The following is a 24,176-nucleotide window of genomic DNA, read 5'->3' as shown; positions in this document are numbered from 1 at the left end:
TGCGCAGAGTTGCAATGAAAAATTACAACAGGATGATTTTGAAGGGATTATGAAGAACTATACCTGAACCCTGATTATTAAGAAAGCAATTCACCAGGAATAATCTGTAATAAATAAAAACAGCACGCAAAATATGCCCTTAAGGATAAACCTGCAGGGCAAATATATTCGTCACAATTTTTCCAGCATCAATCCGGCACGTAAGCCACAGGCCACGTTAGGGTTCGGAAAGAGAACGTATTCAACATCATGGGTGACGATAAAACGTTCATCCCCGTCCTGCGCAAGCAAAGTCCCCTCTTTAAAAGGGGTAAAGTTGAGCGTCTGGTTATCCATATGGAGAATGAAATCATCACTACGCCGCGTAATTTGCGACACCACGCGGTAACGCAGCGGGGATGTTTCTCCGCAAACCATTCGCTCGCCCCGCAGCAGCTTCGCCAGCGCATCTGACGTCTGCGAAAACTGGGCCAGATCGTTTTGTCCAAACGGTAGCGCTTTACCCAGCTCCAGCGTACAGGCCAGCGCGCCAAAATGTTCGGCGCTAAAATGGGTAAACGTGCCGCCAGGTGTCTGATGGAAAACCAGCGCCTCCAGCCCTGCATCACCCAGCCATCCCAGAAAATCTTCGTCCCAGGCAACGTTGCGTTGTGGCAACACGCCAAAGCGCAGATGCTGTGACCCGCGGATCGCGGTGTGCAGATCCAGATGCCAGCGTACTGGCTCTTTTGCCCGCGAATAGAAATCTTCCAGACACAGCTCAAGCTCGTGGGCGCGGTGCGTTTCTTCACTCGCGGCAAAAATCTGCCAACGACCGCCAAACATCCGGTTAAGGTCACTATGGCAATAACGTTTTCCCGCTGCCAGCGCCTGCGGGTTTCCCAGAATCACCAGCAGCCGCCATGTCAGTGCCAGCTCGCCGCTAAACAGCCTGGAAAGCAATGATTCGAGAATCTCTACCGGGGCCGTTTCATTGCCATGGATCCCCGCAGACAGCACCAGAGACTGTTCAACGGGTGCATTCGGCGTCAGTTCCAGAATCCCGCGCCCCACCCACTGCCAGGTAAAACCATGTGCTGTGCCCTGGATTTGCTCGGGGATTTTCCCGTTAAGCGTTTGGGTCAGAAAATTATCCATGACTGGTCCTCTCCTGCTGGAAAGGATACACAGAGCCGAGATTGAGCAATTGCGTCAGCGTATCCAGCGCTTCACGCCCCTCGCGCAACAGCTGCGGGTCGGCAAGATCCGCGGCGGTAAGACGATCGCGGTAGTAACGGTCAACCCAGTTATTCAACGTGTTAAACAGCGTGTCGTTCATGATAACCGCTGGGTTCACCACCTGCAGCTCTTGTGGGGTAAGCACCACTCTCAGGCGCAAACATGCCGGACCGCCGCCGTTGGACATACTTTCGCGCAGGTCGAATACCCGCAGGTCATCGATCGGATTGTCTTCCTCAAGCAGACGGTTCAAATACCGCCACACGCCCGCATGCTCCCGACATTCCTGCGGCAGGACCAACATCATCGAACCGTCATCCCGGCTGAGTAACTGACTGTTAAACAGATAGGTAGTGACCGCATCCTGCACCGACACTTCCGCAGCCGGAACTTCCAGCGGAGTAAATCCAGCCACCTGGCTGCGTAACTGCTCTAACAACGCCTGCTGTCTGACAAATGCCTGTTGATGACAAAACAGCACCTGACGATTCGATACCGCAATCACATCGTTATGAAACACGCCGAGATCGATGACGTCCGGGTTTTGCTGGGCAAAAATGCGCTGATGCGGGTTAACCTGATTCAGTCGTGCGACCGCTTCGCTGGCCTCACGGGATTGCCTCGCCGGATAGCGCTTCGGCTGGGAGGCATTCCCTTCTTCACGACCGTAAACGAATAGCTGTACGCCAGGGTCACCGTAATCTCCACCGAGGCGGTTATGGTTTGCCGCCCCTTCATCACCGAAAAGCGCAACCTGAGGCAACGCGCCGTGGACCGCAAAGCTATTCTCATCACGGAAAATTGCCCGTAACAATGCTTCGGTAGTTGGCGCTTCCAGCGAACGGTGGAACTTATTATTCAGATTCGCCACTGTCAGATGTACTTTCCCGTCCAGCGAATCTGCCGAAGGGCAGACCGTTGCCGCGTTCGCCACCCACATAGGCGATGCGGAGCTGGCGCAGGAAAGCCAGTGAGGCGCCTGACGCGCCACCTTCTCCAGCACCTGTTCGTCACTGCCGTGAAACCCCAACTGACGCAATACCGGAATATAAGGCCGTTCGTGGGGAGGGATCACCGCCTGGGGAAATCCCGCATCCGCCAGCGCTTTCATCTTTAGCAGACCCTGTTTCGCCGCCAGACGCGGGTTCGACACCTGAAAACGATGTTTGGTTGAGGCCTCATTACCAAATGACAGCCCCGCATAATGGTGGGTCAGTCCCACCAGACCATCAAAATTTACCTCACGGGCTTTCATAGCTTATCCTCGCGAGAAAAATCCAGTCCGGGGCTAAGCGCCGTTGGCAGCGTTAAGGCAGGTGATTCCAGACTTGCCATCGGCCAGGCGCAATAATCTGCGGCATACCACGCGCTCGCGCGATGGTTCCCGGACGCGCCAACCCCGCCAAACGGCGCTGTGCTCGCCGCGCCAGTTAACGGCTTATTCCAGTTGACGATCCCAGCCCGCGCCTCCAGCAGCAATTGGTCAAACTGGCTGCGATCGGGTGACACCAGGCCGCATGACAGCCCAAAACGGGTGTTGTTCGCCATACGAATCGCATCATCAAAGCTGTCATAACGCCAGACGCCGAGCAGCGGACCAAAAACCTCTTCATCAGGTACGTTTCCTGCCCCGGTCAGTTCGATAATACCAGGGGTCAGCAGTGACGTTCCGGCTTTCACCAGATGTGGCGCCAGCAGCGTACGGCCACCCAACGACTCCAGGCGCTGCCAGGCATCATAGACGTGCTGCGCAGCCTGTTCGGAAATCAGTCCGCCAAGAAACGGCTGCGGTTGTGCATCCCAGTTGCCGGGCATTAAACGCTGGCTGACCTCCACCAGACGCGCCAGGAACGCATCCCCCTGCGCGCCTTTTTTAACTAACAGGCGGCGGGCGCAGGTACAACGCTGTCCGGCGGTAACAAACGCGGATTGAATCGTCAGATGCACCGCGGCATCAATATCTTGCGGATTCTCAATAATCAGCGGGTTGTTGCCCCCCATTTCCAGGGCAAGGATTTTTTCCGGCTGGCCGGATAGCTGTCGATGCAGTTGATAACCGGTATTGGCACTGCCGGTAAACAGCAGACCATCAAGATCTTCCTGCGCGCTCAGCGCCTGCCCCGTTTCGCGTCCGCCCTGCACCAGGTTCAGCACGCCCGGCGGCAATCCCGCCAGCTCCCACAGCTTTGTCACGGCTTCGCCGGTCCACGGCGTCAGCTCGCTGGGTTTGAAAATCAACGTATTGCCTGCCAGCAGTGCCGGAACAATATGACCATTGGGTAAATGGCCGGGGAAGTTATACGGGCCAAATACCGCCAGTACGCCGTGCGGGCGATGGCGCAACGTTGCCGCGCCATCCGGTAACTCGCTGTGCTGCTCTCCGGTACGGGCATGATAAGCTTTCACGGAGATGGCAATTTTATTGATCATCGCCGTCAGTTCAGTCGCGGCTTCCCAATGAGGTTTGCCGGTTTCCCGGGCGATAATCTGGGTCAGCTCGGCTTTATTGCTTTCCAGCAATGAAGCAAACTTTTCAACAATAGTCTGACGGGCGCTAAAGGGCTGTTTAGCCCAACCGGTAAAGGCTGCGCGCGCGGCCCGACACGCCTGTGCTACCTGAGTTGCATCGGCATCATTGCCCTGCCACAGCGCATCACCGCTTACCGGATTGGTTTTCACCCGACGCTCACCCTGCCCGGTCACCCAGTCGCCGTTTATCCATAATGTCATGCTGTTTTCTCCTCTGCACAAAGACGCACAAAACGTACATGGTCGCCCGCATGGCATTTCAGGGCGTCCAGTTGCGCCGCCGTCAGTACCAGACGCTGAGTATCCGGGTCGGCACGAACCAACATGACGCGGAAGTTTTGATAATTTTCATTGGCAACCAGACAAGCTGGATAATCGCCCGGCGCAGGCTGCCCTTCAGCCACCTCCACCAGTCGGCTTTTACGGATAGCCCGCACCCGGTCAATATCACATTCCAGGGTCGGCCCGCCGTCGAAAATATCGACATAGTTACGGTAGCGAAACCCTTCTTTCTCCAGCACTGCCCGAGCAGGAGCCGTTTGCGGATGTACCTGACCAATCACGCTTTGCGCTTCATCAGACAAGAAATGGGTATAAATCGGATGCTTAGGCATCAGTTCAGCAATGAATGCTTTTTGCCCGGTTCCGCAGAGAAAATCCGCCCGGCTAAACTCCATCGAGAAAAATCGTTTGCCGAGGCTTTGCCAGAACGGAGAGTAGCCATGCTCATCGATCACGCCGCGCATCTCGGCCACGACTTTCTCATTGAATCGATCGCGAAAGGCCGCCATAAACATAAAACGCGACTTCGACAGCAAATAACCGTTGCCCTCTTTACGCCAGTCCGGATCGAGAAACAGAGTGCAAAGTTCGCTACTGCCCGTATGATCGTTACTCAGAAACAGCGTCGGCAGCGCGTTGTATACGTTCAGCTCTTTCGACGCGTGCACCAGAGTACCGACCCGGTAGTTGTACCAGGGGTCGTTAAGCCCCACCGCCACCTCGATGGCGCAAATCCCCGCCACGGTTCCGCTGGCGCTGTCTTCCAGCACAAACACATATCCTTGCTCACTTTTTGGCAACTCACCGCGCCAGGTTTGTAGCGAACGTTCGATACGCGCCATTAGCGTAGCTTCATTCGCCGGTAGCGAAGTCAATCCGCCGCCGGTCTTACTGGCAAGCTGCATCAACGCAGTGATATCCGCGCGTTCAATGGGACGAATCACCATCATGATGAACCTCCTGCTTTAATGCGTTCGCAGGCCAGCGCAAAGCGATCCAGCCCGGTGGCGACTTCTTCTTCACTGACGTTTAACGCAGGGGCAAAACGCACCACGTTAGCACCAGCAATCAGTACCATCACCCCGGCAACGGCCGCTTCTTGCGAGATAAGTTTCGCTTTCCCGGCAAATTCCGCGTTCAGCACGCAGCCGATCAGCAGTCCGAGTCCACGAATTTCACTAAACAGTCCAAAAGGTTCGTTAATGGCGTTAATACGCTCCACAAACCAGTCGTGGCGCTGTTTCACTCCGTTGAGCACTTCCGGCGTGTTAACAATTTCCAGCAGTTTGCCCGCCACCGCCGTGGCCAGCGGGTTTCCGCCGTACGTTGTACCGTGCGTACCGACCGTCATCACGCTGGCACAATGCTCTGTCGCCAGCAGTGCGCCGATGGGAAAGCCACCGCCCAACGCTTTTGCTGTCGTCAGTAGATCCGGCGTAACGCCATAGTGCATATAGGCATACAGTTCTCCGGTACGGCCAACGCCGGTCTGAACTTCATCAAATATCAGCAGTGCATTATGGCGATCGCATAATTCACGCAGCCCCTGTAAAAAGGCATTCGTTGCCGGCACCACGCCGCCTTCACCCTGCACCGGCTCCACGATAACCGCGCAGGTGGTGTCATCAATCAGTTGGCTGGCAGAGTCGAGATCGTTGTATACGGCATGACGGATATCCGGCGGCAGCGGTGCGAAATCCTGTGAATAGGCAGGCTGTCCTCCGGCGCTGACGGTAAAGAGCGTGCGGCCATGGAAAGCATTTTTAAACGCTACAATGCCACTCTTCTGGCTGCCAAAACGATCGTGAGCATATTTACGCGCCAGTTTTAGTGCCGCTTCATTGGCCTCTGCGCCAGAGTTACAGAAGAAAATGCGCTCGGCGAAGGTGGCGTCAATTAACTTTTTCGCCAGACGCAGCACCGGCTCGTTGGTGTAGCCATTTCCCGTATGCCAGAATTTGCTCGCCTGGTCGTTTAATGCATCGCGCAATGCCGGATGGGCGTGACCCAGCGCGTTAACCGCAATGCCTCCCGCGAAATCGATATACTCTTTGCCCTGCTGGTCCCACAGACGTGAACCTTCACCACGCACCGGAATAAAAGGGGCCGGAGCGTATACGGGCATCATCCATTCATCAAAATTTTCACGCGTAATTGACAGAGACATAGCGACCTCAACGGTAAATAAAAAGTTATCTGTATGTTAATAAATATAGTATTTGCGGTGTAAATGTAGATTGCAGGGTTCGTGCCAGCCAGCGAAAAAAGTGCATAAACAGAGGTTGGTAACGGAATATCAACAGGTTACAACGTGGCGATATTCACTATATGTGCATATAAAGTGAATATGTTTGCGCATCCGGCGACTAAACAGAGGAAAAAACGCAGTTTTATTCAGTCGCCAAATATAATTCTGAAATTGTGATCGTATACGAAATTTATCGGAAATTATTGCCCTATTCCGACGCGCTTCGCGCCAAAACGGTGCAGTTTTTGCTCCATCGTTAACGCCATTAGCAATCATTGTTGGAATCAGGTGACAAGAAGCAGTCAGCCTGCGGAAATTCTGCTACCATCCTTGCACTATTCATCTTGCAAAGTGGCAGCGACTATGAAATTTGTCTCTTTTAATATCAACGGCCTGCGCGCCCGTCCCCATCAACTGGCAGCCATTGTCGAAAAACACCAACCGGATGTTATTGGCTTACAGGAGACAAAGGTCCACGACGATATGTTCCCTCTCGAAGAGGTAGCAAAGCTCGGTTACAACGTCTTTTATCATGGACAGAAAGGTCATTACGGCGTGGCGCTGTTAACGAAAGAAACGCCAATCGCGGTGCGTCGTGGCTTCCCCGGCGATGGCGAGGAAGCGCAGCGTCGTATCATCATGGCGGAAATTCCATCCCCGCTGGGCAGCATCACGGTGATCAACGGCTATTTCCCGCAGGGCGAAAGCCGTGACCATGAAACTAAATTCCCGGCCAAAGCCGCGTTTTATCAGAACCTACAAAACTATCTGGAGACAGAACTGAAACGCGACAATCCGGTGTTGATCATGGGCGATATGAATATCAGCCCTACCGACCTCGATATCGGCATCGGCGAAGAGAACCGTAAACGCTGGCTGCGGACCGGTAAATGTTCCTTCCTGCCGGAAGAGCGCGAGTGGATGGAGCGCCTGCTGGGCTGGGGTCTGGTAGATACCTATCGCCACGCTTATCCTGAAAAGAACGACCAGTTCTCGTGGTTTGATTACCGCTCAAAAGGCTTTGACGATAACCGTGGCCTGCGTATCGATCTTCTGCTGGCGAGCAACCCACTGGCGGAGCGCTGCGAAGAAACCGGCATCGACTATGAAATTCGCAGCATGGAAAAACCGTCCGATCATGCGCCTGTATGGGCTAAATTCCGCGTCTGACCTTCTGCGTCTTTTCACTCTCCGGGCCCGGCCTGGAGAGTCTGTTTATTCTGTGCAAAATCAATAAAGCGACGGTAATACATTGTTACGGCCGGGAATTTATTATATCTTCCCGCGCACTTTTCGCTGACGAAAATGCTGCATTGCACTCGGTTTTACAGGAGAACCCCCATGAAAAAGAAGTTCGCATAAAGCAGAATACCGGCTGCTGATTGTCGCGGTCCTGTTCTGCGTTCTGGCGGGAGTTTTCCATCATTATGGTCTGACCGACCTGATAACCAATTTCCATCATTTACGAGACGTCATCCGCCAAAGCGGTATGTTCGGCTATACGCTTTATATCCTGTTGTTTATTGTTGCTGCGCTGTGTCTGATCCCAGGCAGTATCCTGGTGATCGTCGGTGGGGTGCTATTTGGTCCCGTGACAGGAACGCTCATCTCGTTAGTGGCGGCAACCGTTGCCTCGGCGCTGTCGTTTTTGCTGGCTCGCTGGCTTGGTCGGGATCTACTGCAAAAATACGTTGGGCACACAGCGACGTTTCAGGCTATCGAAAAAGGCATTGCGCATAGCGGAGTAGACTTTCTGATCCTGACCCGGCTCGTGCCGCTGTTCCCCTATAACATTCAAAACTACGCTTATGGGCTGACGGCGATTCCGTTCTGGTCATTTACCGTGATATCTGCGGTAACCACCTTGCCCGGCATCTTCATTTATACGCTGATGTCGCACGAACTGGCCAGCGAAGGGATTAGCTGGGCATTTATCGGTACGCTCAGCATTGCGGGGCTGGTGTTATTCGCCCTCGTTCAGGCCGCCAAAGCCTGGGCCAGGTATAAGCATATCGATCCGTCGTCCCGGCATGAGTGCGCGGGTAAATGTTCAAAATGAATACACCGCGGCTGACACGCTATTACCGGGTAAGCTTGCTTGCTCTGCTGCTGCTCGCGCTAATCGCATGGGCGTGGATACCAGGCGTGAGCGACTTTCTCCACGCCAGCCTGGCAGCGTTTGCTACGCTCGATCAGCATGCTGTTGAGAACTTCATTCGTTCTTACGGAACCCAGGCCGCGGTCGTGTCGTTCTTCCTGATGATCCTGCAGGCCATCGTCGCGCCCCTTCCTGCCTTTGTTATTACGTTTGCCAATGCCTCACTGTTTGGCGCATTTTGGGGCGGCGTACTGTCCTGGAGCAGCGCGATGGTGGGTGCGGCGCTGTGCTTTTTTATTGCCCGCGTTTTAGGTCGCGGCGCGGTGGAGAAACTGACCGGAAAAACGGTGCTGAACAGCATGGACGCTTTTTTCGAGCGCTATGGCAAGCACACAATTCTGATCTGTCGCCTGTTACCTTTTGTGCCCTTCGACCCGGTAAGTTATGCAGCAGGCCTGACCTCGATTCGCTTTCGCCATTTTTTCATCGCCACCGGCATCGGACAATTACCTGCCACTATCGTCTATTCGTGGGCGGGTAGCCTGTTAACCGGCGGCACATTTTGGTTTGTTACCGGCCTGTTCATTCTGTTCGCCCTGAGCGTAGTGATATCCGTGGCGAGAAGCCTTTATCTTGAGCATCAACGGAAAAAAACCTGAGACTTCCCCCATTTTTAGCAATGGAGATATTATGCGTTACTGCTTATTGTGCCTGAGTTTGTTGCTCTGCCCGCTGGCGACGTTTGCCCAGGACGCCAACTGGCAGCAAATCAAAAAAGATGCCCGCGGTCAGACGGTGTGGTTCAACGCCTGGGGTGGCGACAATGCAGTTAATCAGTATCTCGACTGGGTTAGCGGTGAGATGAAAACGCACTACGCCATTAACCTAAAAATCGTGCGCCTGGCGGATGCTGCCGACGCCGTAAAACGCATTCAGACGGAAGCGACATCCGGGCGAAAAACCGGTGGCTCTGTAGATTTACTGTGGGTTAACGGCGAAAACTTCCGTACGCTGAAAGAAGCCGGACTGCTGCAAACTCAGTGGGCGCAAACGCTGCCTAACTGGCGCTATGTTGATACCCAAAAACCGGTGACGGAAGATTTCTCCGTTCCAACGGAGGGGGCTGAATCACCGTGGGGCGGCGCCCAGCTAACCTTTATTGCCAGGCGCGATCTCACCGCGCAGCCGCCGCAATCCCCGCAGGCGCTTCTGGAGTTCGCGCAGGCGCACCCCGGTACCGTGACCTATCCGCGCCCGCCAGATTTTACCGGAACAGCGTTTCTTGAGCAGTTGTTACTATCGCTCACCACCAAACCGCAAGCGTTGAAAATCGCTCCTGATGCAACCACCTTCGCCGACGTTACTGCCCCGTTATGGCACTATCTTGATGCGTTGCATCCTGCACTCTGGCGCGAAGGCAAAGACTTTCCGCCCACGCCTGCACGAATGGATGCGCTGCTTAATAGTGGCGTTCTGCGTTTATCAATAACCTTTAACCCTGCCCACGCACAGCAAAAAGTGGCCAGCGGCGAATTGCCCAAAAGCAGCTATAGTTTTGGTTTCTCACAGGGCATGCTCGGCAACGTGCATTTTGTCACCATTCCGGCGAATGCGCGCGCCAGCGCCGGAGCGAAAGTCGTGGCAAACTACCTGCTTTCGCCCGAAGCGCAACTGCGCAAAGCCGACCCGACTATCTGGGGAGATCCTTCGGTGCTTGATCCACAAAAATTACCTGTCGAACAGCGTAATGCGTTGCTGGCGCGGATCCCGCAAGGACTCCCTGCCGTACTGCCAGAACCGCATGCAGCCTGGGTAAACGCTCTGGAACAAGAATGGCTACGCCGCTACGGTACGCATTAATACTGCTACTCTGGGCCATTATGGCGGCAGTTTATCTGCCGCTGGCGCCAGCGGCATTGTCGCTGATAGCACCGGCGCTTAACACCGCACACTGGCAGGCGCTAGTCACCGATCCTCAATTCCCGCAGGCGTTACTGGCAACGCTGGTTTCCGTAATCCTCGCGGCTGGCGGCGCGCTGCTCATCGCTCTGCTGGCAATCCTCGCCCTGTGGCCCGGCGCTGGCTGGGTACGTCTGTATACGCGTCTTCCCTGGCTGCTGGCAATTCCGCACGTTGCCTTTGCCACCAGCGTGCTGTTAGTTTTTGCCGAAGGCGGCCTGCTCTGGCAATGGCTTGCGTTTTTCAGCCCCCAGCCGGATCGCTACGGCATTGGACTTGGCGTAACGCTGGCCGTGAAAGAGAGCGCCTTTTTGTTATGGATCCTCTCGGCCCTGCTAAGTGAAAAACAACTTTCGCAGCAGGTTATCGTGCTGGATTCGCTGGGTTACAGCCGACTGCAATGCCTGAAGTGGCTGGTTCTGCCCGCTATCGCCCCGGCGTTGGGCAAAGCTATGCTGGCGATTGTCGCCTGGTCACTCTCCGTTGTGGATGTGGCAATCGTTCTTGGCCCCGGCAATCCGCCAACGCTTGCCGTATTGAGCTGGCAATGGCTCAGTCAGGGCGATGTTGAACAGCAGGCTAAAGGTGCGCTCGCCAGCCTGCTGCTGGTGTTGTTACTTCTCATTATTGCGCTGGCGGGTTATTTGTTCTGGCGCATCTGGCGACGCACTATTCCGGCAGTAAACGGTGAACGCCTGCGTTTTTCATCCGCTACGGCCGCACGCCCGCTGGTACAGCTTTTACCCCTGAGCGGTGTGGTATGTGCGCTGGTGCTGGCGCTTCTCGCCAACTATTCCTCGCTAAACAGCGAGGCGCTCAGCAACAGCCTGCAACTGGGACTCCTTTCCAGCGTGCTGGCGCTGCTGATACTGTTTGCCTGGCTGGAATGGGGTCCACAAACCGGACACCGCTGGGTCTGGCTACCGCTCATTTTGCCTGCGCTGCCGCTGGTGACCGGACAGTACCTGTTGGCATTATATGGCGGACAGGATGGGCTGATGACGACCATTATCTGGGGCCACCTGCTGTGGGTGATGCCATGGATGCTGTTTGTTCTCAAACCGGCGTGGCAACGCATTGATCCGCGATTGATTTTGATTGCACAAACGCTGGGCTGGACGCGGGGGCGGATATTCTGGCAGGTGAAATGCCCACTGCTAGTGCGCCCGGCGCTGATTGCCTTCGCGGTAGGATTCTCAGTCAGTATTGCCCAGTATATGCCGACGCTGTGGTTAGGTGCCGGACGCTATCCGACGCTGACCACCGAAGCGGTGGCATTAAGCAGCGGTGGTAGCACCGCGATTCTGGCTACCCAGGCATTATGGCAGCTTCTGTTACCACTGTTAGTTTTCGCACTCACGGCGTTTCTCGCTGCGTGGATTGGCCGCTTTCGACAAGGACTCCGCTAATGCTTACCGTACGAGACGTTTCGTTGTACCAGGGCGCGACAGCGCTGGTAAAGGACGTGAATTTTCAGGTAAATAAAAGTGACATTGTCACTATTATGGGGCCTTCCGGCAGCGGAAAGTCTTCGCTATTTTCGTGGATGATCGGAGCGCTGTCTCCTCAGTTTCAGGCGTCAGGCGAACTGTGGCTCAACGAACGACGCATTGACACCCTGCCTACCGCGCAGCGCCAGATTGGCATCCTGTTCCAGGATGCGCTGCTGTTTGACCATTTCAGCGTTGGGCAGAATTTACTGCTGGCCTTACCCGCCAGTCTGCAAGGTCCCGCCAGGCGTCATGAGGTAGAAAGCGCCCTCGCGCGCGCGGACCTGGCAGGATTTTATTCACGCGATCCGGCTTCGCTCTCCGGTGGGCAGCGTTCGCGGGTCGCCCTGCTTCGCGCGCTGCTGGCGCAGCCTCAGGCGCTGTTACTCGATGAACCCTTTAGCAGGCTGGATGCGTCACTGCGCGATACCTTTCGCCAGTGGGTCTTCACTGAAGTCCGTAAGCTGGGTATACCGGTGGTCCAGGTTACCCATGACGCGCAGGACGTTCCGCCCGCAGGCCGTGTATTACAGATGGAAAGCTGGGCGTGAATGTAGCGATATGCTGCGTTAACGCAAGGTTTTTACTTCACTGGCGGCACAGAATGTCGTCCTCTTTTTTCAACGTCGGGCTATTCGATGAAACGTGTTTCTCAAATGACCGCGCTGGCACTGGCTTTAGGGCTCGCTTGCGCTTCATCCTGGGCTGCTGAAACAGCACAAACGCTCACCCTCAACCAGTTACAGCAAAAGCAAGGCGCGGCGATCGATACCCGTCAGAGCGCTTTTTACAACGGCTGGCCGCAGTCGCTCAATGGTCCTTCAGGACACGAACCTTCCGCGCTGAACCTGTCTGCCGCCTGGCTCGACACGATGAATGATGCACAACTCAGCGCCTGGGTTAAGTCACATCAGCTGAAAACCGACGCGCCGGTGGCGCTGTATGGCAGCGATAGCGACATGCAGGCCGTCAAATCTCGCCTGCAGAAAGTCGGCTTTAGCCATATCTCAACCCTCAGCGATGCGCTTACGGACCCTGCCCGTCTGCAACGTCTGCCGCACTTCGAACAACTGGTTTACCCGCAGTGGCTGCTCGACCTGCAGCAGGGTAAAGACGTGACTGCCAAACCGACCGGTGACTGGAAAGTGATTGAAGCCGCCTGGGGCGCGCCGAAGTTGTATCTGCTGAGCCATATCCCCGGTGCGGGCTATATTGATACCAACGAAGTCGAAAGCGAACCACTGTGGAATAAAGTTTCCGACGAGCAGCTCAAAGCGATGCTGGCGAAACACGGTGTTCGCCACGACACTACGGTGATTTTATATGGACGCGATGTTTATGCCGCCGCGCGCGTGGCGCAAATTATGCTGTACGCAGGCGTGAAAGATGTTCGTCTACTCGACGGCGGCTGGCAAACCTGGTCCGACTCAGGTTTACCGGTCGAACGTGGTACTCCGCCGACGGTGAAGCCAGAACCTGATTTCGGCGTAAAAATTCCTGCCCAGCCGCAGTTGATGCTGAATATGGAACAGGCTCGCGGCCTGCTGCATCGACAGGATGCGTCGTTGGTGAGCATTCGTTCATGGCCGGAGTTTATCGGTACTACCAGCGGCTATAGCTACATCAAGCCAAAAGGTGAGATCGCAGGCGCACGCTGGGGCCACGCAGGCAGCGATTCCACGCATATGGAAGATTTCCATAATCCGGATGGCACCATGCGCAGCGCGGATGACATCGCCGCCATGTGGAAACAGTGGAATATCACGCCAGACCAGCAGGTTTCTTTCTACTGCGGCACCGGCTGGCGTGCTTCAGAAACGTTTATGTATGCCCGCGCGATGGGCTGGAAAAACGTCTCTGTTTACGACGGCGGCTGGTACGAGTGGAGCAGCAATCCGAAAAACCCGGTTGCCCGCGGTGAACGGGGTCCGGACGCCAGCAAGTAAAATGGTCACGATTGCCGGATAAGCGCATCCGGCAACGCAATACATTACGCCTGACGCTGAACCGCTTTCAGCGTCAGATATCCGCTCCAGATTCGGGTGAACGTCGTCATCCAGCACAGCGCGCCAAAGACCCACGCCATCACAGCGAAATAGTCCGGGAACAGACATCCCAACACAAACAGCATAATCGTCTCGGTTCCTTCGGTTAGTCCGCCCAGATAATAAAACGATTTATGCGCGTAGCCAGGGTTATCTATCTGATGCTTAGCCGCCAGCGCGGCGAAGGCCAGAAAGCTGCTGCCGGTGCCAATAAACGCGAACAGCAGCCAGCCGCCTGCCAGCGCATTTTGCGCCGGTGCGGCAAGAATAAAACCAAACGGCACTAAAGCGTAAAACAGAAAATCAAGCGAGATATCGAGAAATCCTCCCGCATCGGTAAGCCCTCTACGCCGAGCCAGCGCCCCATCCAGCCCATCAAACAGCCGATTGAGCACAATGGCCACCAGCGCCGCCAGATACCAGCCTAGCGCCAGAAATGGCAACGCCAGCACACCAATGGCAAAACCGACGAGCGTAAGTCCGTCTGGGGTAATCGCGGGTTTATCAATGACCCCCACGCAGCGATGCAAAAGCGGTTTTAATCGCGGGTGAAGATGACGGTCAAGCATGCGGGCGTCCTTTAAAACTGTCGCACAGTCCCTGGGAGGGGATATCGAGTGCGGCATTAAAACGCGCCGAGAGATTTTGAAACGCAATCAGCGCGGTCATTTCAGTAATCGCGGTATCGGTAAAATACTGCTTCATCTGCGCTTTCAGCGCATCGTCAATCTGTGGAGGCGTTGCGGTCACCGCATCCGCATAGGCCAGCGCTACGCGCTCTTCTGCACTGAACAGCGTCGATTCTTGCCAGTTGGCAACCTGCAAGACTTTATCCAGCGCGCCGCAGCGTTCAGCCAGCCGTAAACTGTTGGCATCAATGCAGAAAGCGCAGTGGCACACCTGAGATACGCGGGTCATTAGCAATGCGCGCATCACCGGCGTTAAGCGCGCCTTTTTACGCTCCAGAAATCCAACAAACAGCGCTACCAGCCAGAACAGAAATGGCATCCGCCCCCACCAGCGCGTGGGATGCAGCACATCGCCATAATGCTTTTTCTGCGTCGCAACGAGCGGTTTTAAACTGAAAGGGATACGCGTTAACGGTTTTACCCACGACTGAGGATCGTTCAACGGTTGCTCCTGAATACTTTAGATAAAACGAAGATAACGATAGTATGTCACTTTCTGCCGTTAGATCTTGATGAATATAATGAAAACCCTCGACGTGGTCGCCGCTATCATAGAACGTGATGGCAAAATTTTACTGGCTCAACGTCCGCAGCATGCGGATCAGTCAGGTATGTGGGAGTTTGCCGGCGGTAAGGTTGAGTCTGGCGAAAGTCAGCCCGAGGCGCTGGTCCGTGAACTGCGTGAAGAGTTGGGCATCGAGGCGGTCGTTGGGCGCTACATTGCCAGCCATCAACGCGAGGTTTCAGGCCGACTGATTCACTTACATGCCTGGCATGTGCCGTCATATCAGGGAGAACTGAAGGCGTATGAGCATCAGGATATCGTCTGGTGTTCACCCGAAGAGGCGCTGCGTTATCCGCTGGCGCCTGCCGATATCCCGTTGTTAGAAGCGTTTATCCTTTTACGCGCCGCCAGACCAGCGGATTCGTGCTGATCGTGTTATCATCACGCTGGCACTGCAACAGAACGCCATCCGCCTTAATCACCGCCCCTTCTGAGTAGTTTTGATCCTGATAAATACAGCACTGACTACAGGGTTGCGCCCGCTGACCGCTGGAACTGAACACTTCCGGCGGCACATTCACCTGCACGTCCGGGCGATAAAGCTGATTTGCCAGCGTCGCGCTGGACATTATTGCCAACGCTCCTGCCACGATTAAACGGCGCATATTCTTTCCTTTTTGACTGACAGTTATGCTCAGTATAACGGTATAAATCGGCAGAAACTTTAGCCCCTTCCGTCATCGTTTTTGGTTATGACCCGCGGCGCAATATTAATTTACTTAGCGGGGTTAATTTTTTCTTGCGTCCCGTCACACTGCTGATGTTATAGTCAAAAACTGCAAAACACTTAACACAAAAATCAAAAATATAACCATATCAATACATAAGAGGTTCTTATATCTATGGATCAGACATGTTCTCTGGAGTCATTCCTTAACCATGTGCAAAAGCGCGACCCGAATCAGACCGAGTTCGCGCAAGCCGTTCGTGAGGTAATGACGACACTGTGGCCCTTCCTCGAACAAAACCCACGTTATCGTCAGATGTCATTGCTGGAACGTCTGGTTGAACCGGAGCGCGTGATCCAGTTCCGCGTAGTCTGGCTGGACGATCGCAATCAGGTACAGGTTAACCGCGCGTGGCGTGTGCAGTTCAGCTCCGCCATTGGCCCGTACAAAGGCGGTATGCGTTTTCACCCTTCCGTGAATCTGTCGATCCTGAAATTCCTTGGCTTCGAGCAGACGTTTAAGAACGCCCTCACCACGTTACCAATGGGCGGTGGTAAAGGCGGGAGCGATTTCGATCCGAAAGGAAAAAGCGAAGGCGAAATCATGCGCTTCTGCCAGGCGCTGATGACCGAACTGTTCCGCCATTTAGGCCCCGATACCGACGTTCCGGCGGGCGATATCGGGGTGGGCGGTCGTGAAGTCGGCTTTATGGCCGGGATGATGAAAAAACTGTCCAACAACAGCGCCTGCGTCTTTACCGGTAAAGGTCTCTCTTTTGGCGGCAGCCTGATTCGCCCGGAAGCCACCGGCTACGGCCTGGTGTACTTTACCGAAGCAATGCTGAAACGCCATGGTCTGGGCTTTGAAGGCATGCGCGTAGCGGTCTCTGGTTCCGGTAACGTGGCGCAATTCGCCATTGAAAAAGCTATGGAGTTTGGCGCCCGCGTCGTTACCGCTTCCGATTCCAGCGGTACCGTGGTTGACGAAAGCGGCTTTACCAAAGAAAAACTGGCGCGTCTGTGCGCGATCAAAGACAGCCGTGACGGTCGCGTGGCGGATTACGCTCGTGAGTTTGGCCTGACCTATCTGGAAGGCAAACAGCCGTGGTCGGTTCCGGTTGATATCGCCCTGCCGTGCGCCACTCAGAACGAACTGGATGTCGATGCGGCGCGCGTGCTGATCGCCAACGGTGTGAAAGCTGTCGCCGAAGGGGCCAACATGCCGACCACCATCGAAGCCACCGACCTGTTCCTCGAAGCGGGCGTCCTGTTCGCACCGGGTAAAGCAGCCAACGCCGGTGGCGTAGCGACATCTGGTCTGGAAATGGCGCAAAACGCCGCTCGTCTGGGCTGGAAGGCGGAGAAAGTGGATGCGCGTCTGCATCACATCATGCTGGATATTCACCATGCCTGCGTCGAGTATGGCGGCGAAAGCAAGCAAACCAACTACGTACGTGGCGCCAACATCGCGGGATTCGTGAAAGTTGCCGACGCGATGTTGGGCCAGGGTGTGATTTAATATTGTCTCTGTAGATCCGTAGGCCGGATAAGGCGCGAGTGCCGCATCCGGCAAAGCCTGATGGCGCTACGCTTATCAGGCCTACAGACTTACACGCCTGCCTCTTCGGATGGCGGGCTTTTTTTCGCCGTACGTTTACGCGGCGCGCTCTTTTTCTTATCGCCACCACTACCGCCCGGAGCGGCAATGCCACGGAAGCGTCGTACCGGCGTGCTGCGCGCCTGATCGATAAGCTGATACAGCGTTCCCACCAACGGCTGCATGAAGTCCTGATAACGACACTGCTTTTCACTTATTTGGGTCAGGATAGATTCCCAGTGCGCGGTCATGTCCGGACGCGTCGCCATTTCGGGCAGCGAGTGAAACAGCGCTTTTCCCGCGTCGGTAGAATGGATATAACGCCCTTTTTTTACCAGGAATCCGCGTTTAAAAAGCAGCTCGATAATCCCGGCGCGCGTCGCTTCCGTTCCTAATCCATCCGTGGCACGCAGGATCTTTTTCAGATCTTTATCCTGCACAAAGCGCGCAATCCCGGTCATCGCTGACAGCAGCGTGGCATCAGTAAAGTGCCGCGGGGGCTGGGTCTGACGTTCAACCACTTCGCCTTTTTCGCACAGCAGCTCATCGTCTTTTGCCACCACCGGCAGCGGCGTCCCGTCGTTATCTTCATCGCGCTCTTTGTTGCCAAGCAGCGTGCGCCATCCGGCCTCCGCCAGAAAACGCGCTTTGGCGACAAACTTTCCTTTGGCGATATCCAACTCAATAACGCACTTCCTGAAGACCGCGTCCGCACAGAACTGCATCAGATACTGACGGGCAATCAGGTTGTAAATTTTCGCTTCGTTATCGTTCAGGTTGATGGACGAACTGCGTGCGGTAGGAATGATGGCGTGGTGCGCATCCACTTTTTTATCGTCCCAGCAGCGGTTTCGCGTATCAGGATTGACCGCTGGTTGCGGGAGCAAATCGGGGGCATGAACGCTAATCGCGTTCAACACCGCGTGACGTCCGGCAAAGTGTTCTTCCGGCAGATAACGGCTATCCGAACGCGGATAGGTAATCAGCTTATGGGTTTCATACAGCTTCTGGCAGATATCCAGAACGTTTTGCGCACTTAAGCCAAAGCGTTTCGCCGCTTCAATCTGCAACGCCGACAGCGAAAACGGCAGCGGCGCAGATTCTGATTCCCGTTTATCGTTATAACTGGTGACTATCGCCGGCTGGCCGTTAATGCGGTTTACCACGTGTTCAGCCAGGGTACGATTCAGCAAGCGCCCTTCTTCATCCTGATACGGCTCACACGCTTCGCTCGGTTGCCAGATAGCGGTAAATCGCTCATCGGCAGGCGTCACGATATGCGCTTTTACCTCGAAGAAATCTTTGGCGACGAAGTTTTCAATCTCTTCATCGCGACGCACAACCAGGCCGAGCACCGGCGTTTGTACGCGCCCGACCGAAAGTACGCCCTGATAGCCCGCGTTACGCCCAAGAATGGTGTAAGCGCGCGTCATATTGATACCGTACAGCCAGTCCGCCCGCGCCCGCGCCAGTGCCGACACGCACAGCGGAATGAACTCACTGTTGGCGCGCAGGCGCTCAATAGCCCGCTCGACGGCCTGCGGGTTGAGGTCGTTAATCAGGCAGCGTTGCACCTGCTGGCGCTTTTCAGGGGCCAGTTGCAGGTAATCAAGTACCTCATCCACCAGCAGTTGTCCTTCACGGTCGGGGTCACCTGCGTGAATGACTTCGCTGGCCTCATGTAAAAAGCGCTTAATGACATTGAGCTGTTTGGTCACCGAGGGACGCGGCTGCAGTTGCCACTTTTCCGGGACAATCGGCAGATCGACCAGACTCCAGCGAGCATAGCGACTGTCGTAGGCATCTGGCTGCGCCTGCTCAAGCAGGTGACCAATGCACCAGGTCACCACTTGTCCGTTTCCGCATTCAATAAAACCGTCACCTTTGCGATGCGGCTTCGGCAGCACATCGGCGATAGCGCGCGCCAGACTCGGTTTTTCGGCAATAAACAACCGCATCGAGTTAACGGATCTCAACCATGGCGCGACCGCCACGAGCTTCCACTAACTCACCAATCGCGGTGAGGTCGATGCCAAACTGCGCTGCCGCCGCTTTCACTTCGGCTTCAGCTTCCGGCGTTACCGCCAGCAGCAGACCACCAGAAGTTTGCGGATCGCAGAGCAGATCGCGTACCGACTGCGGCATTTCACCCATCAGGTGTCCGTAGCTGGCAAAGTTACGCTGGGTTCCGCCCGGCACCGCGCCCTGCGCGATGTATTCTTCAACGCCAGGAAGCTTAGGAATATCCTGGTAGACGATCTGCGCCTGAACGCCAGCGCCCTGACACATCTCGCTCAGATGTCCCAGCAGACCAAAACCGGTAACGTCGGTCATGGCTTTCACGCCGTCGATATCGGCGAATGCCGCCCCTGCAATGTTCATCCGGCACATCACTTCCGTCGCCAGTCCTTTGTGTTCGTCTTTCAGCAGCGATTTTTTCTCTGCGGTAGTCAGGACGCCAATACCCAGCGGCTTGGTCAGGAACAACTTACATCCGGCCTCGGCGGTGCTGTTTTTCTTCACGCGTTCGGTCGGCACAATGCCGGTTACCGCAAGGCCAAAGATAGGTTCTGGGGCATCGATAGAGTGGCCGCCCGCCAGCGCAATACCCGCCTGACGGCAGGCAAAGCGTCCGCCTTCGGTAACTTCGCGAGCGATTTCCGGCGCCAGCTTATCCAGCGGCCAGCCCAGAATAGCAATTGCCATAATCGGTTTGCCGCCCATTGCGAAAATATCGCTGATGGCGTTAGTCGCAGCGATGCGGCCAAAATCAAACGGATTATCGACAATCGGCATAAAGAAATCGGTGGTGCTGATAACGCTGGTGCCGTTCCCCAGATCGTATACGGCCGCGTCGTCTCGGGTTTCATTACCCACCAGTAAGTTCGGATCAACAAACTTCGCCTGCTCGCTGTGCAGAATGGTTTCCAGCACTTTTGGGGAAATTTTACAACCGCAACCGGCTCCGTGGCTGTATTGCGTTAAACGAATAGCTTGCTCGCTCATGGACATCTCCTGTCATTGCAATCCGGATATGGTAGCGCTCATTCCATGATGTGGTAAGAGTGACTGTCTGAATTCGGGTGTCTTTGCTCATAATCCAGACAGTTTTGCCGTTGATATCAGAAATAACGGACGAATGCGCTCGGATCGGCAAGGTTAACCGTCGTGGACGCTTTGAGCTGTGGTGTGCCCAGATAGAGAAAACCAACGATTTTATCCTGCGGGCGACAGTCAAACGCGTCACGAACAACCGCACTTTCGGTTAATGCGCCGCTGCGCCAGATACCGCCAAAGCCCTGCGCAATTGCAGCCATCTGCATGGCCATCACTGCACAACCGGCAGACATTTCCTGTTCCCATAACGGAACCTTTTCGTTTTCTTCACATTTCGCCACCACGGTAATAATCAGCGGCGCGCGAAACGGTGCGCTGCGCGCTTTTTCCTGGGCTTTCTCATCGCTGCCTGCGGCAATCGCGCCTTTTTCCAGCACATCACTAAAGCGTTCACGTCCCTCGCCCTCAATAACAATGAACTGCCACGGTTGCAGCGTTTTGTGGTCCGGCGCGCGCATTCCCGCCCGTAGAATATTTTGCAGTTGCTCTCCAGCCGGGGCCGGATCGACGAGACGAGAGGCGCTACGACGGGTCATAAGTAATTCGAGTGCATCCATTTGCTTAACTCCAACAATGAGATTTGTTCACAAAATTAACACGTGAGCGGATTTTGTTACAGCACAGGCGGTGATTCCTGCTGACAAGTGCCTGTCGGGTCATTACGATAGCCTCATCTTATCGCCTTTCTCCGGGATTTCGGGATGGCGTGTTGTTAATCGGTAGGGAGAATACATGCGAACCCTGTGGCGATTTATTGCCGGATTTTTTAAATGGACATGGCGATTACTCAATTTCGTCCGTGAATTTGTGCTTAACCTGTTCTTCATCTTTTTGGTGCTGGTTGGCGTGGGCATCTGGATGCAGGTCAGCAGCAGCAATACCAGCGAACACGCTGAGCGAGGCGCGCTGCTGCTGGATATTTCGGGGGTGATTGTTGATAAACCCTCAAGCACCAGTCGTTTAAGCGTGATTGGCCGTCAGCTGTTTGGTGCCAGTTCCGATCGTCTGCAGGAAAACTCCCTGTTCGATATCGTGAATACCATTCGTCAGGCAAAAGATGATCGCAACATCACCGGCATCGTGATGGATCTGAAAAATTTTGCCGGGGCTGACCAGCCCTCCATGCAGTATATCGGCAAAGCGCTGCGGGAATTCCGTGACAGCGGGAAACCGGTCTTTGCCGTAGGCGATAACTTCAGCCAGGGACAGTATTACCTCGCCAGTTTTGCCAACAAAATTTACCTCTCTCCTCAGGGTTCCGTTGATCTGCACGGCTTTGCCACCAACGGTCTGTACTACAAGTCTCTGCTCGACAAACTGAAAGTCTCCACGCACGTGTTCCGTGTCGGAACCTATAAGTCTGCCGTAGAGCCGTTTATCCGCGATGATATGTCTCCTGCCGCGCGTGAAGCGGACAGCCGCTGGATCGGCGAGCTGTGGCAGAACTATCTCGACACGGTCGCCGCCAACCGCCAGATCCCAGCTCAGCAGGTGTTCCCTGGCGCGCAGGCGATGCTGGACGGATTAACGAAAGTCGATGGTGATACCGCGAAATACGCGCTCGACAACAAACTGGTGGATGCACTCGCTTCCAGCGCTGAAGTCGAAAAAATGCTGACCAAACAGTTTGGCTGGAGCAAAGCGGATAAAAACTATCGCGCCGTCAGCTATTACGATTATTCGCTGAAAACGCCAGCGGATACGGGAGACAGCATTGGCGTTATCTTCGCGAATGGCGCGATTATGGACGGTGAAGAAACCCCGGGAAATGTGGGTGGCGACACCACTGCCGCACAGATCCGCGAAGCGCGTCTCGACCCGAAAGTTAAAGCGATTGTGCTGCGTGTGAACAGCCCTGGCGGCAGCGTCAGCGCCTCCGAAGTCATTCGTGCTGAACTGGCTGCGGCAAAAGCGGCGGGTAAACCGGTTGTCGTGTCCATGGGCGGCATGGCGGCTTCTGGTGGATACTGGATCTCCACGCCAGCCAGCTACATTGTGGCAAACCCCAGCACCTTGACCGGGTCAATCGGGATCTTTGGTGTGATCAACACTGTCGAAAACAGTCTGGATTCTATTGGCGTACATACCGACGGCGTGGCGACATCCCCGCTGGCGGATATCTCCATCACCAAAGCGTTACCGTCTGAAGTCCAGCAAATGATGCAACTGAGCATTGAGAACGGCTATAAGCGCTTTATCACGCTGGTTGCGGATGCGCGTAAGACAACGCCTGAGCAGATTGACAAAATCGCGCAGGGCCACGTCTGGACCGGTCAGGATGCGAAAGCCAACGGACTGGTAGACAGCCTCGGTGATTTTGACGACGCCGTCGCGAAAGCGGCTGAGCTTGCCAAACTGAAACAGTGGCATATTGAGTATTATCAGGACGAACCAACATTCGTCGATATGGTGATGGACAGCATGTCAGGCTCCGTTCGCGCCATGCTGCCCGAAGCCATTCAGGCCATGCTCCCGCCACCGCTTGCTTCTGCGGCGAGCGCGGTAAAAGCGGAAAGCGATAAGCTGGCCGCGTTTAACGATCCGCAAAACCGATATGCGTTTTGCCTGACCTGCGCCAACGTTCGCTAACTATTGACCCCTCTTCAGGATGAAGAGGGGTTTTCTTTGAGACAGAAGATAAGTCATGCAAAAGAAATCGATTTACGTTGCCTATACCGGCGGTACCATTGGTATGCAGCGCTCCGAACAGGGTTATATTCCTGTTTCCGGTCATCTCCAGCGTCAGCTGGCGTTGATGCCTGAATTCCACCGCCCAGAGATGCCAGACTTCACCATCCACGAATATGTCCCGCTGATGGATTCCTCCGACATGACGCCTGAAGACTGGCAGCATATTGCGGAAGACATTAAAGCGCACTACGACGATTACGACGGTTTTGTCATCCTGCACGGTACTGACACCATGGCGTTTACGGCTTCAGCGCTCTCTTTCATGCTGGAGAATTTGGGTAAACCGGTAATTGTGACAGGGTCACAAATCCCGCTGGCAGAGCTACGTTCAGACGGGCAAATCAATCTGCTGAATGCGCTGTACGTGGCGGCAAATTACCCGATCAATGAAGTGACCCTGTTTTTCAACAACCGACTGTTTCGCGGCAACCGTACCACTAAAGCGCACGCCGATGGTTTTGACGCCTTTGCCTCCCCTAACCTTGCACCGCTGCTGGAAGCCGGGATCCATATCCGTCGACTGGGTACACCACCAGCCCCACACGGCACAGGCGAACTGATTGTTCATCCTATTACTCCACAACCAATTGGCGTGGTCACCATTTATCCCGGCATCTCTGCTGATGTGGTGCGCAACTTCCTGCGCCAACCGGTAAAAGCGTTAATATTGCGCTCCTACGGCGTGGGCAATGCCCCACAAAACAAAGAATTTCTGAAAGAGCTTGAAGATGCGAGTTCGCGTGGCATTGTGGTGGTGAATCTGACCCAGTGTATGTCCGGCAAGGTAAATATGGGTGGCTATGCGACGGGGAATGCCCTGGCGCATGCTGGCGTGATTGGCGGCGCGGATATGACCGTCGAGGCTACGCTCACCAAATTGCACTATCTACTGAGCCAAGGACTGGACACGCAGACCATTCGTGAAGCAATGACGCAAAATCTGCGCGGCGAGCTTACCCCGGACGAATAAGGAGTCTATGC

22 protein-coding genes are annotated in these 24,176 nt (G+C 55.0%); 11 read left to right on the top strand and 11 right to left on the bottom strand.

Annotated features, from left to right (window positions below; all coding sequences use genetic code 11):
• Positions 1 to 171 precede the first annotated feature (171 nt).
• Genes astE through astC form a run of 5 tightly spaced genes read right to left on the bottom strand, consistent with a single transcriptional unit; the run spans position 172 to position 6,196 of the window.
• Positions 172 to 1,137: a succinylglutamate desuccinylase gene (gene astE, locus OGV94_RS09410; RefSeq protein WP_075146059.1), complete on the bottom strand. Its 966-nt coding sequence runs from the start codon at positions 1,135 to 1,137 to the stop codon at positions 172 to 174.
• The gene (gene astB / locus OGV94_RS09405) at positions 1,130 to 2,473 is read right to left on the bottom strand and encodes an N-succinylarginine dihydrolase (RefSeq protein WP_075146058.1); all 1,344 of its coding nucleotides are present in this window, start codon (positions 2,471 to 2,473) and stop codon (positions 1,130 to 1,132) included. Before astB ends, astE begins: the two co-directional genes overlap by 8 nt.
• On the bottom strand, positions 2,470 to 3,948 hold the full coding sequence (gene astD / locus OGV94_RS09400; RefSeq protein WP_075146057.1) for a succinylglutamate-semialdehyde dehydrogenase: 1,479 nt from the start codon (positions 3,946 to 3,948) through the stop codon (positions 2,470 to 2,472). Before astD ends, astB begins: the two co-directional genes overlap by 4 nt.
• Positions 3,945 to 4,979, bottom strand: coding sequence for an arginine N-succinyltransferase (astA, locus tag OGV94_RS09395; RefSeq protein ID WP_043016613.1), 1,035 nt, complete (start codon positions 4,977 to 4,979; stop codon positions 3,945 to 3,947). Before astA ends, astD begins: the two co-directional genes overlap by 4 nt.
• Entirely contained in the window at positions 4,976 to 6,196 is a 1,221-nt protein-coding gene (gene astC, locus OGV94_RS09390) for a succinylornithine/acetylornithine transaminase (RefSeq protein WP_075146056.1), read from the bottom strand. The genes astA and astC overlap by 4 nt, the downstream gene beginning before the upstream one ends.
• A gap of 444 nt (positions 6,197 to 6,640) precedes the next feature.
• On the opposite strand from astC, the gene xthA reads away from it, so the two are divergent.
• The 7 genes from xthA to OGV94_RS09355 all read left to right on the top strand — a co-directional run bounded on the left by xthA (position 6,641) and on the right by OGV94_RS09355 (position 13,770).
• On the top strand, positions 6,641 to 7,447 hold the full coding sequence (xthA, locus tag OGV94_RS09385) for an exodeoxyribonuclease III (RefSeq protein WP_043016615.1): 807 nt from the start codon (positions 6,641 to 6,643) through the stop codon (positions 7,445 to 7,447).
• A gap of 223 nt (positions 7,448 to 7,670) precedes the next feature.
• Complete coding sequence (locus OGV94_RS09380) at positions 7,671 to 8,336, top strand: TVP38/TMEM64 family protein (RefSeq protein WP_167394280.1); 666 nt, start codon at positions 7,671 to 7,673, stop codon at positions 8,334 to 8,336.
• A complete protein-coding gene (locus OGV94_RS09375; protein WP_075146054.1) occupies positions 8,324 to 9,034 on the top strand; it encodes a TVP38/TMEM64 family protein in 711 nt (236 codons plus the stop codon). Before OGV94_RS09380 ends, OGV94_RS09375 begins: the two co-directional genes overlap by 13 nt.
• A gap of 31 nt (positions 9,035 to 9,065) precedes the next feature.
• Positions 9,066 to 10,235 carry an ABC transporter substrate-binding protein gene (locus OGV94_RS09370; protein ID WP_286523189.1) on the top strand — a complete coding sequence of 390 codons (1,170 nt, stop codon included), beginning with the start codon at positions 9,066 to 9,068 and terminating at the stop codon, positions 10,233 to 10,235.
• A complete protein-coding gene (locus OGV94_RS09365; protein WP_075146052.1) occupies positions 10,208 to 11,743 on the top strand; it encodes an ABC transporter permease family protein in 1,536 nt (511 codons plus the stop codon). The genes OGV94_RS09370 and OGV94_RS09365 overlap by 28 nt, the downstream gene beginning before the upstream one ends.
• Positions 11,743 to 12,375, top strand: coding sequence for an ATP-binding cassette domain-containing protein (locus OGV94_RS09360; RefSeq protein WP_043016621.1), 633 nt, complete (start codon positions 11,743 to 11,745; stop codon positions 12,373 to 12,375). The genes OGV94_RS09365 and OGV94_RS09360 overlap by 1 nt, the downstream gene beginning before the upstream one ends.
• A gap of 87 nt (positions 12,376 to 12,462) precedes the next feature.
• Positions 12,463 to 13,770 (top strand): sulfurtransferase, encoded by a 1,308-nt coding sequence (locus OGV94_RS09355; RefSeq protein ID WP_286523187.1) that lies wholly within the window; start codon positions 12,463 to 12,465, stop codon positions 13,768 to 13,770.
• Between the two features lie 44 nt (positions 13,771 to 13,814).
• On the opposite strand, the gene OGV94_RS09350 is transcribed toward OGV94_RS09355, so the two are convergent.
• Positions 13,815 to 14,438 (bottom strand): CDP-alcohol phosphatidyltransferase family protein, encoded by a 624-nt coding sequence (locus OGV94_RS09350; RefSeq protein WP_181231344.1) that lies wholly within the window; start codon positions 14,436 to 14,438, stop codon positions 13,815 to 13,817.
• Positions 14,431 to 15,000, bottom strand: a complete 570-nt coding sequence (locus OGV94_RS09345; RefSeq protein WP_213733105.1) for a carboxymuconolactone decarboxylase family protein — start codon at positions 14,998 to 15,000, stop codon at positions 14,431 to 14,433. Before OGV94_RS09345 ends, OGV94_RS09350 begins: the two co-directional genes overlap by 8 nt.
• A gap of 79 nt (positions 15,001 to 15,079) precedes the next feature.
• Here OGV94_RS09345 and OGV94_RS09340 point away from each other — a divergent pair, with 79 nt between their 5' ends.
• Positions 15,080 to 15,493 carry a pyrimidine (deoxy)nucleoside triphosphate diphosphatase gene (locus tag OGV94_RS09340; protein WP_043016625.1) on the top strand — a complete coding sequence of 138 codons (414 nt, stop codon included), beginning with the start codon at positions 15,080 to 15,082 and terminating at the stop codon, positions 15,491 to 15,493.
• Here the strand turns inward: OGV94_RS09340 and OGV94_RS09335 are convergent.
• A complete protein-coding gene (locus OGV94_RS09335; protein ID WP_181634639.1) occupies positions 15,453 to 15,728 on the bottom strand; it encodes a YnjH family protein in 276 nt (91 codons plus the stop codon). The two genes, OGV94_RS09340 and OGV94_RS09335, sit on opposite strands and share 41 nt — an antisense overlap.
• A 237-nt stretch (positions 15,729 to 15,965) precedes the next feature.
• On the opposite strand from OGV94_RS09335, the gene gdhA reads away from it, so the two are divergent.
• Positions 15,966 to 17,309, top strand: coding sequence for an NADP-specific glutamate dehydrogenase (gene gdhA / locus OGV94_RS09330; RefSeq protein WP_003832501.1), 1,344 nt, complete (start codon positions 15,966 to 15,968; stop codon positions 17,307 to 17,309).
• Between the two features lie 89 nt (positions 17,310 to 17,398).
• Here the strand turns inward: gdhA and topB are convergent, their stop codons facing one another.
• The 3 genes from topB to OGV94_RS09315 all read right to left on the bottom strand — a co-directional run bounded on the left by topB (position 17,399) and on the right by OGV94_RS09315 (position 21,061).
• Positions 17,399 to 19,345 (bottom strand): DNA topoisomerase III, encoded by a 1,947-nt coding sequence (topB, locus tag OGV94_RS09325; protein WP_043016627.1) that lies wholly within the window; start codon positions 19,343 to 19,345, stop codon positions 17,399 to 17,401.
• A gap of 4 nt (positions 19,346 to 19,349) precedes the next feature.
• On the bottom strand, positions 19,350 to 20,393 hold the full coding sequence (selD, locus tag OGV94_RS09320; protein WP_043016628.1) for a selenide, water dikinase SelD: 1,044 nt from the start codon (positions 20,391 to 20,393) through the stop codon (positions 19,350 to 19,352).
• A gap of 116 nt (positions 20,394 to 20,509) precedes the next feature.
• Positions 20,510 to 21,061 (bottom strand): NAD(P)H nitroreductase, encoded by a 552-nt coding sequence (locus OGV94_RS09315; protein ID WP_043016629.1) that lies wholly within the window; start codon positions 21,059 to 21,061, stop codon positions 20,510 to 20,512.
• A gap of 175 nt (positions 21,062 to 21,236) precedes the next feature.
• Here OGV94_RS09315 and sppA point away from each other — a divergent pair, with 175 nt between their 5' ends.
• Positions 21,237 to 23,093, top strand: a complete 1,857-nt coding sequence (gene sppA / locus OGV94_RS09310) for a signal peptide peptidase SppA (protein WP_043016630.1) — start codon at positions 21,237 to 21,239, stop codon at positions 23,091 to 23,093.
• Between the two features lie 55 nt (positions 23,094 to 23,148).
• Entirely contained in the window at positions 23,149 to 24,165 is a 1,017-nt protein-coding gene (gene ansA, locus OGV94_RS09305; RefSeq protein ID WP_043016631.1) for an asparaginase, read from the top strand.
• Positions 24,166 to 24,176: the final 11 nt, after the last annotated feature.

Source organism: Citrobacter sp. Ce006, assembly GCF_030336535.1.
GTDB lineage: Bacteria > Pseudomonadota > Gammaproteobacteria > Enterobacterales > Enterobacteriaceae > Citrobacter > Citrobacter europaeus.
Note: the sequence above shows the minus strand (reverse complement) of the source record. Positions and strands in the feature narration are given on the sequence as shown.

Bases quoted from the DNA above. Each gene is read 5' to 3' on its own strand.
- astE (WP_075146059.1), bottom strand. From the start codon at position 1,137: ATGGATAATTTTCTGACCCAAACGCTTAACGGGAAAATCCCCGAGCAA.
- astB (WP_075146058.1), bottom strand. From the start codon at position 2,473: ATGAAAGCCCGTGAGGTAAATTTTGATGGTCTGGTGGGACTGACCCAC.
- astD (WP_075146057.1), bottom strand. From the start codon at position 3,948: ATGACATTATGGATAAACGGCGACTGGGTGACCGGGCAGGGTGAGCGT.
- astA (WP_043016613.1), bottom strand. From the start codon at position 4,979: ATGATGGTGATTCGTCCCATTGAACGCGCGGATATCACTGCGTTGATG.
- astC (WP_075146056.1), bottom strand. From the start codon at position 6,196: ATGTCTCTGTCAATTACGCGTGAAAATTTTGATGAATGGATGATGCCC.
- xthA (WP_043016615.1), top strand. From the start codon at position 6,641: ATGAAATTTGTCTCTTTTAATATCAACGGCCTGCGCGCCCGTCCCCAT.
- OGV94_RS09375 (WP_075146054.1), top strand. From the start codon at position 8,324: ATGTTCAAAATGAATACACCGCGGCTGACACGCTATTACCGGGTAAGC.
- OGV94_RS09370 (WP_286523189.1), top strand. From the start codon at position 9,066: ATGCGTTACTGCTTATTGTGCCTGAGTTTGTTGCTCTGCCCGCTGGCG.
- OGV94_RS09365 (WP_075146052.1), top strand. From the start codon at position 10,208: ATGGCTACGCCGCTACGGTACGCATTAATACTGCTACTCTGGGCCATT.
- OGV94_RS09360 (WP_043016621.1), top strand. From the start codon at position 11,743: ATGCTTACCGTACGAGACGTTTCGTTGTACCAGGGCGCGACAGCGCTG.
- OGV94_RS09355 (WP_286523187.1), top strand. From the start codon at position 12,463: ATGAAACGTGTTTCTCAAATGACCGCGCTGGCACTGGCTTTAGGGCTC.
- OGV94_RS09350 (WP_181231344.1), bottom strand. From the start codon at position 14,438: ATGCTTGACCGTCATCTTCACCCGCGATTAAAACCGCTTTTGCATCGC.
- OGV94_RS09340 (WP_043016625.1), top strand. From the start codon at position 15,080: ATGAAAACCCTCGACGTGGTCGCCGCTATCATAGAACGTGATGGCAAA.
- OGV94_RS09335 (WP_181634639.1), bottom strand. From the start codon at position 15,728: ATGCGCCGTTTAATCGTGGCAGGAGCGTTGGCAATAATGTCCAGCGCG.
- gdhA (WP_003832501.1), top strand. From the start codon at position 15,966: ATGGATCAGACATGTTCTCTGGAGTCATTCCTTAACCATGTGCAAAAG.
- topB (WP_043016627.1), bottom strand. From the start codon at position 19,345: ATGCGGTTGTTTATTGCCGAAAAACCGAGTCTGGCGCGCGCTATCGCC.
- selD (WP_043016628.1), bottom strand. From the start codon at position 20,393: ATGAGCGAGCAAGCTATTCGTTTAACGCAATACAGCCACGGAGCCGGT.
- OGV94_RS09315 (WP_043016629.1), bottom strand. From the start codon at position 21,061: ATGGATGCACTCGAATTACTTATGACCCGTCGTAGCGCCTCTCGTCTC.
- sppA (WP_043016630.1), top strand. From the start codon at position 21,237: ATGCGAACCCTGTGGCGATTTATTGCCGGATTTTTTAAATGGACATGG.
- ansA (WP_043016631.1), top strand. From the start codon at position 23,149: ATGCAAAAGAAATCGATTTACGTTGCCTATACCGGCGGTACCATTGGT.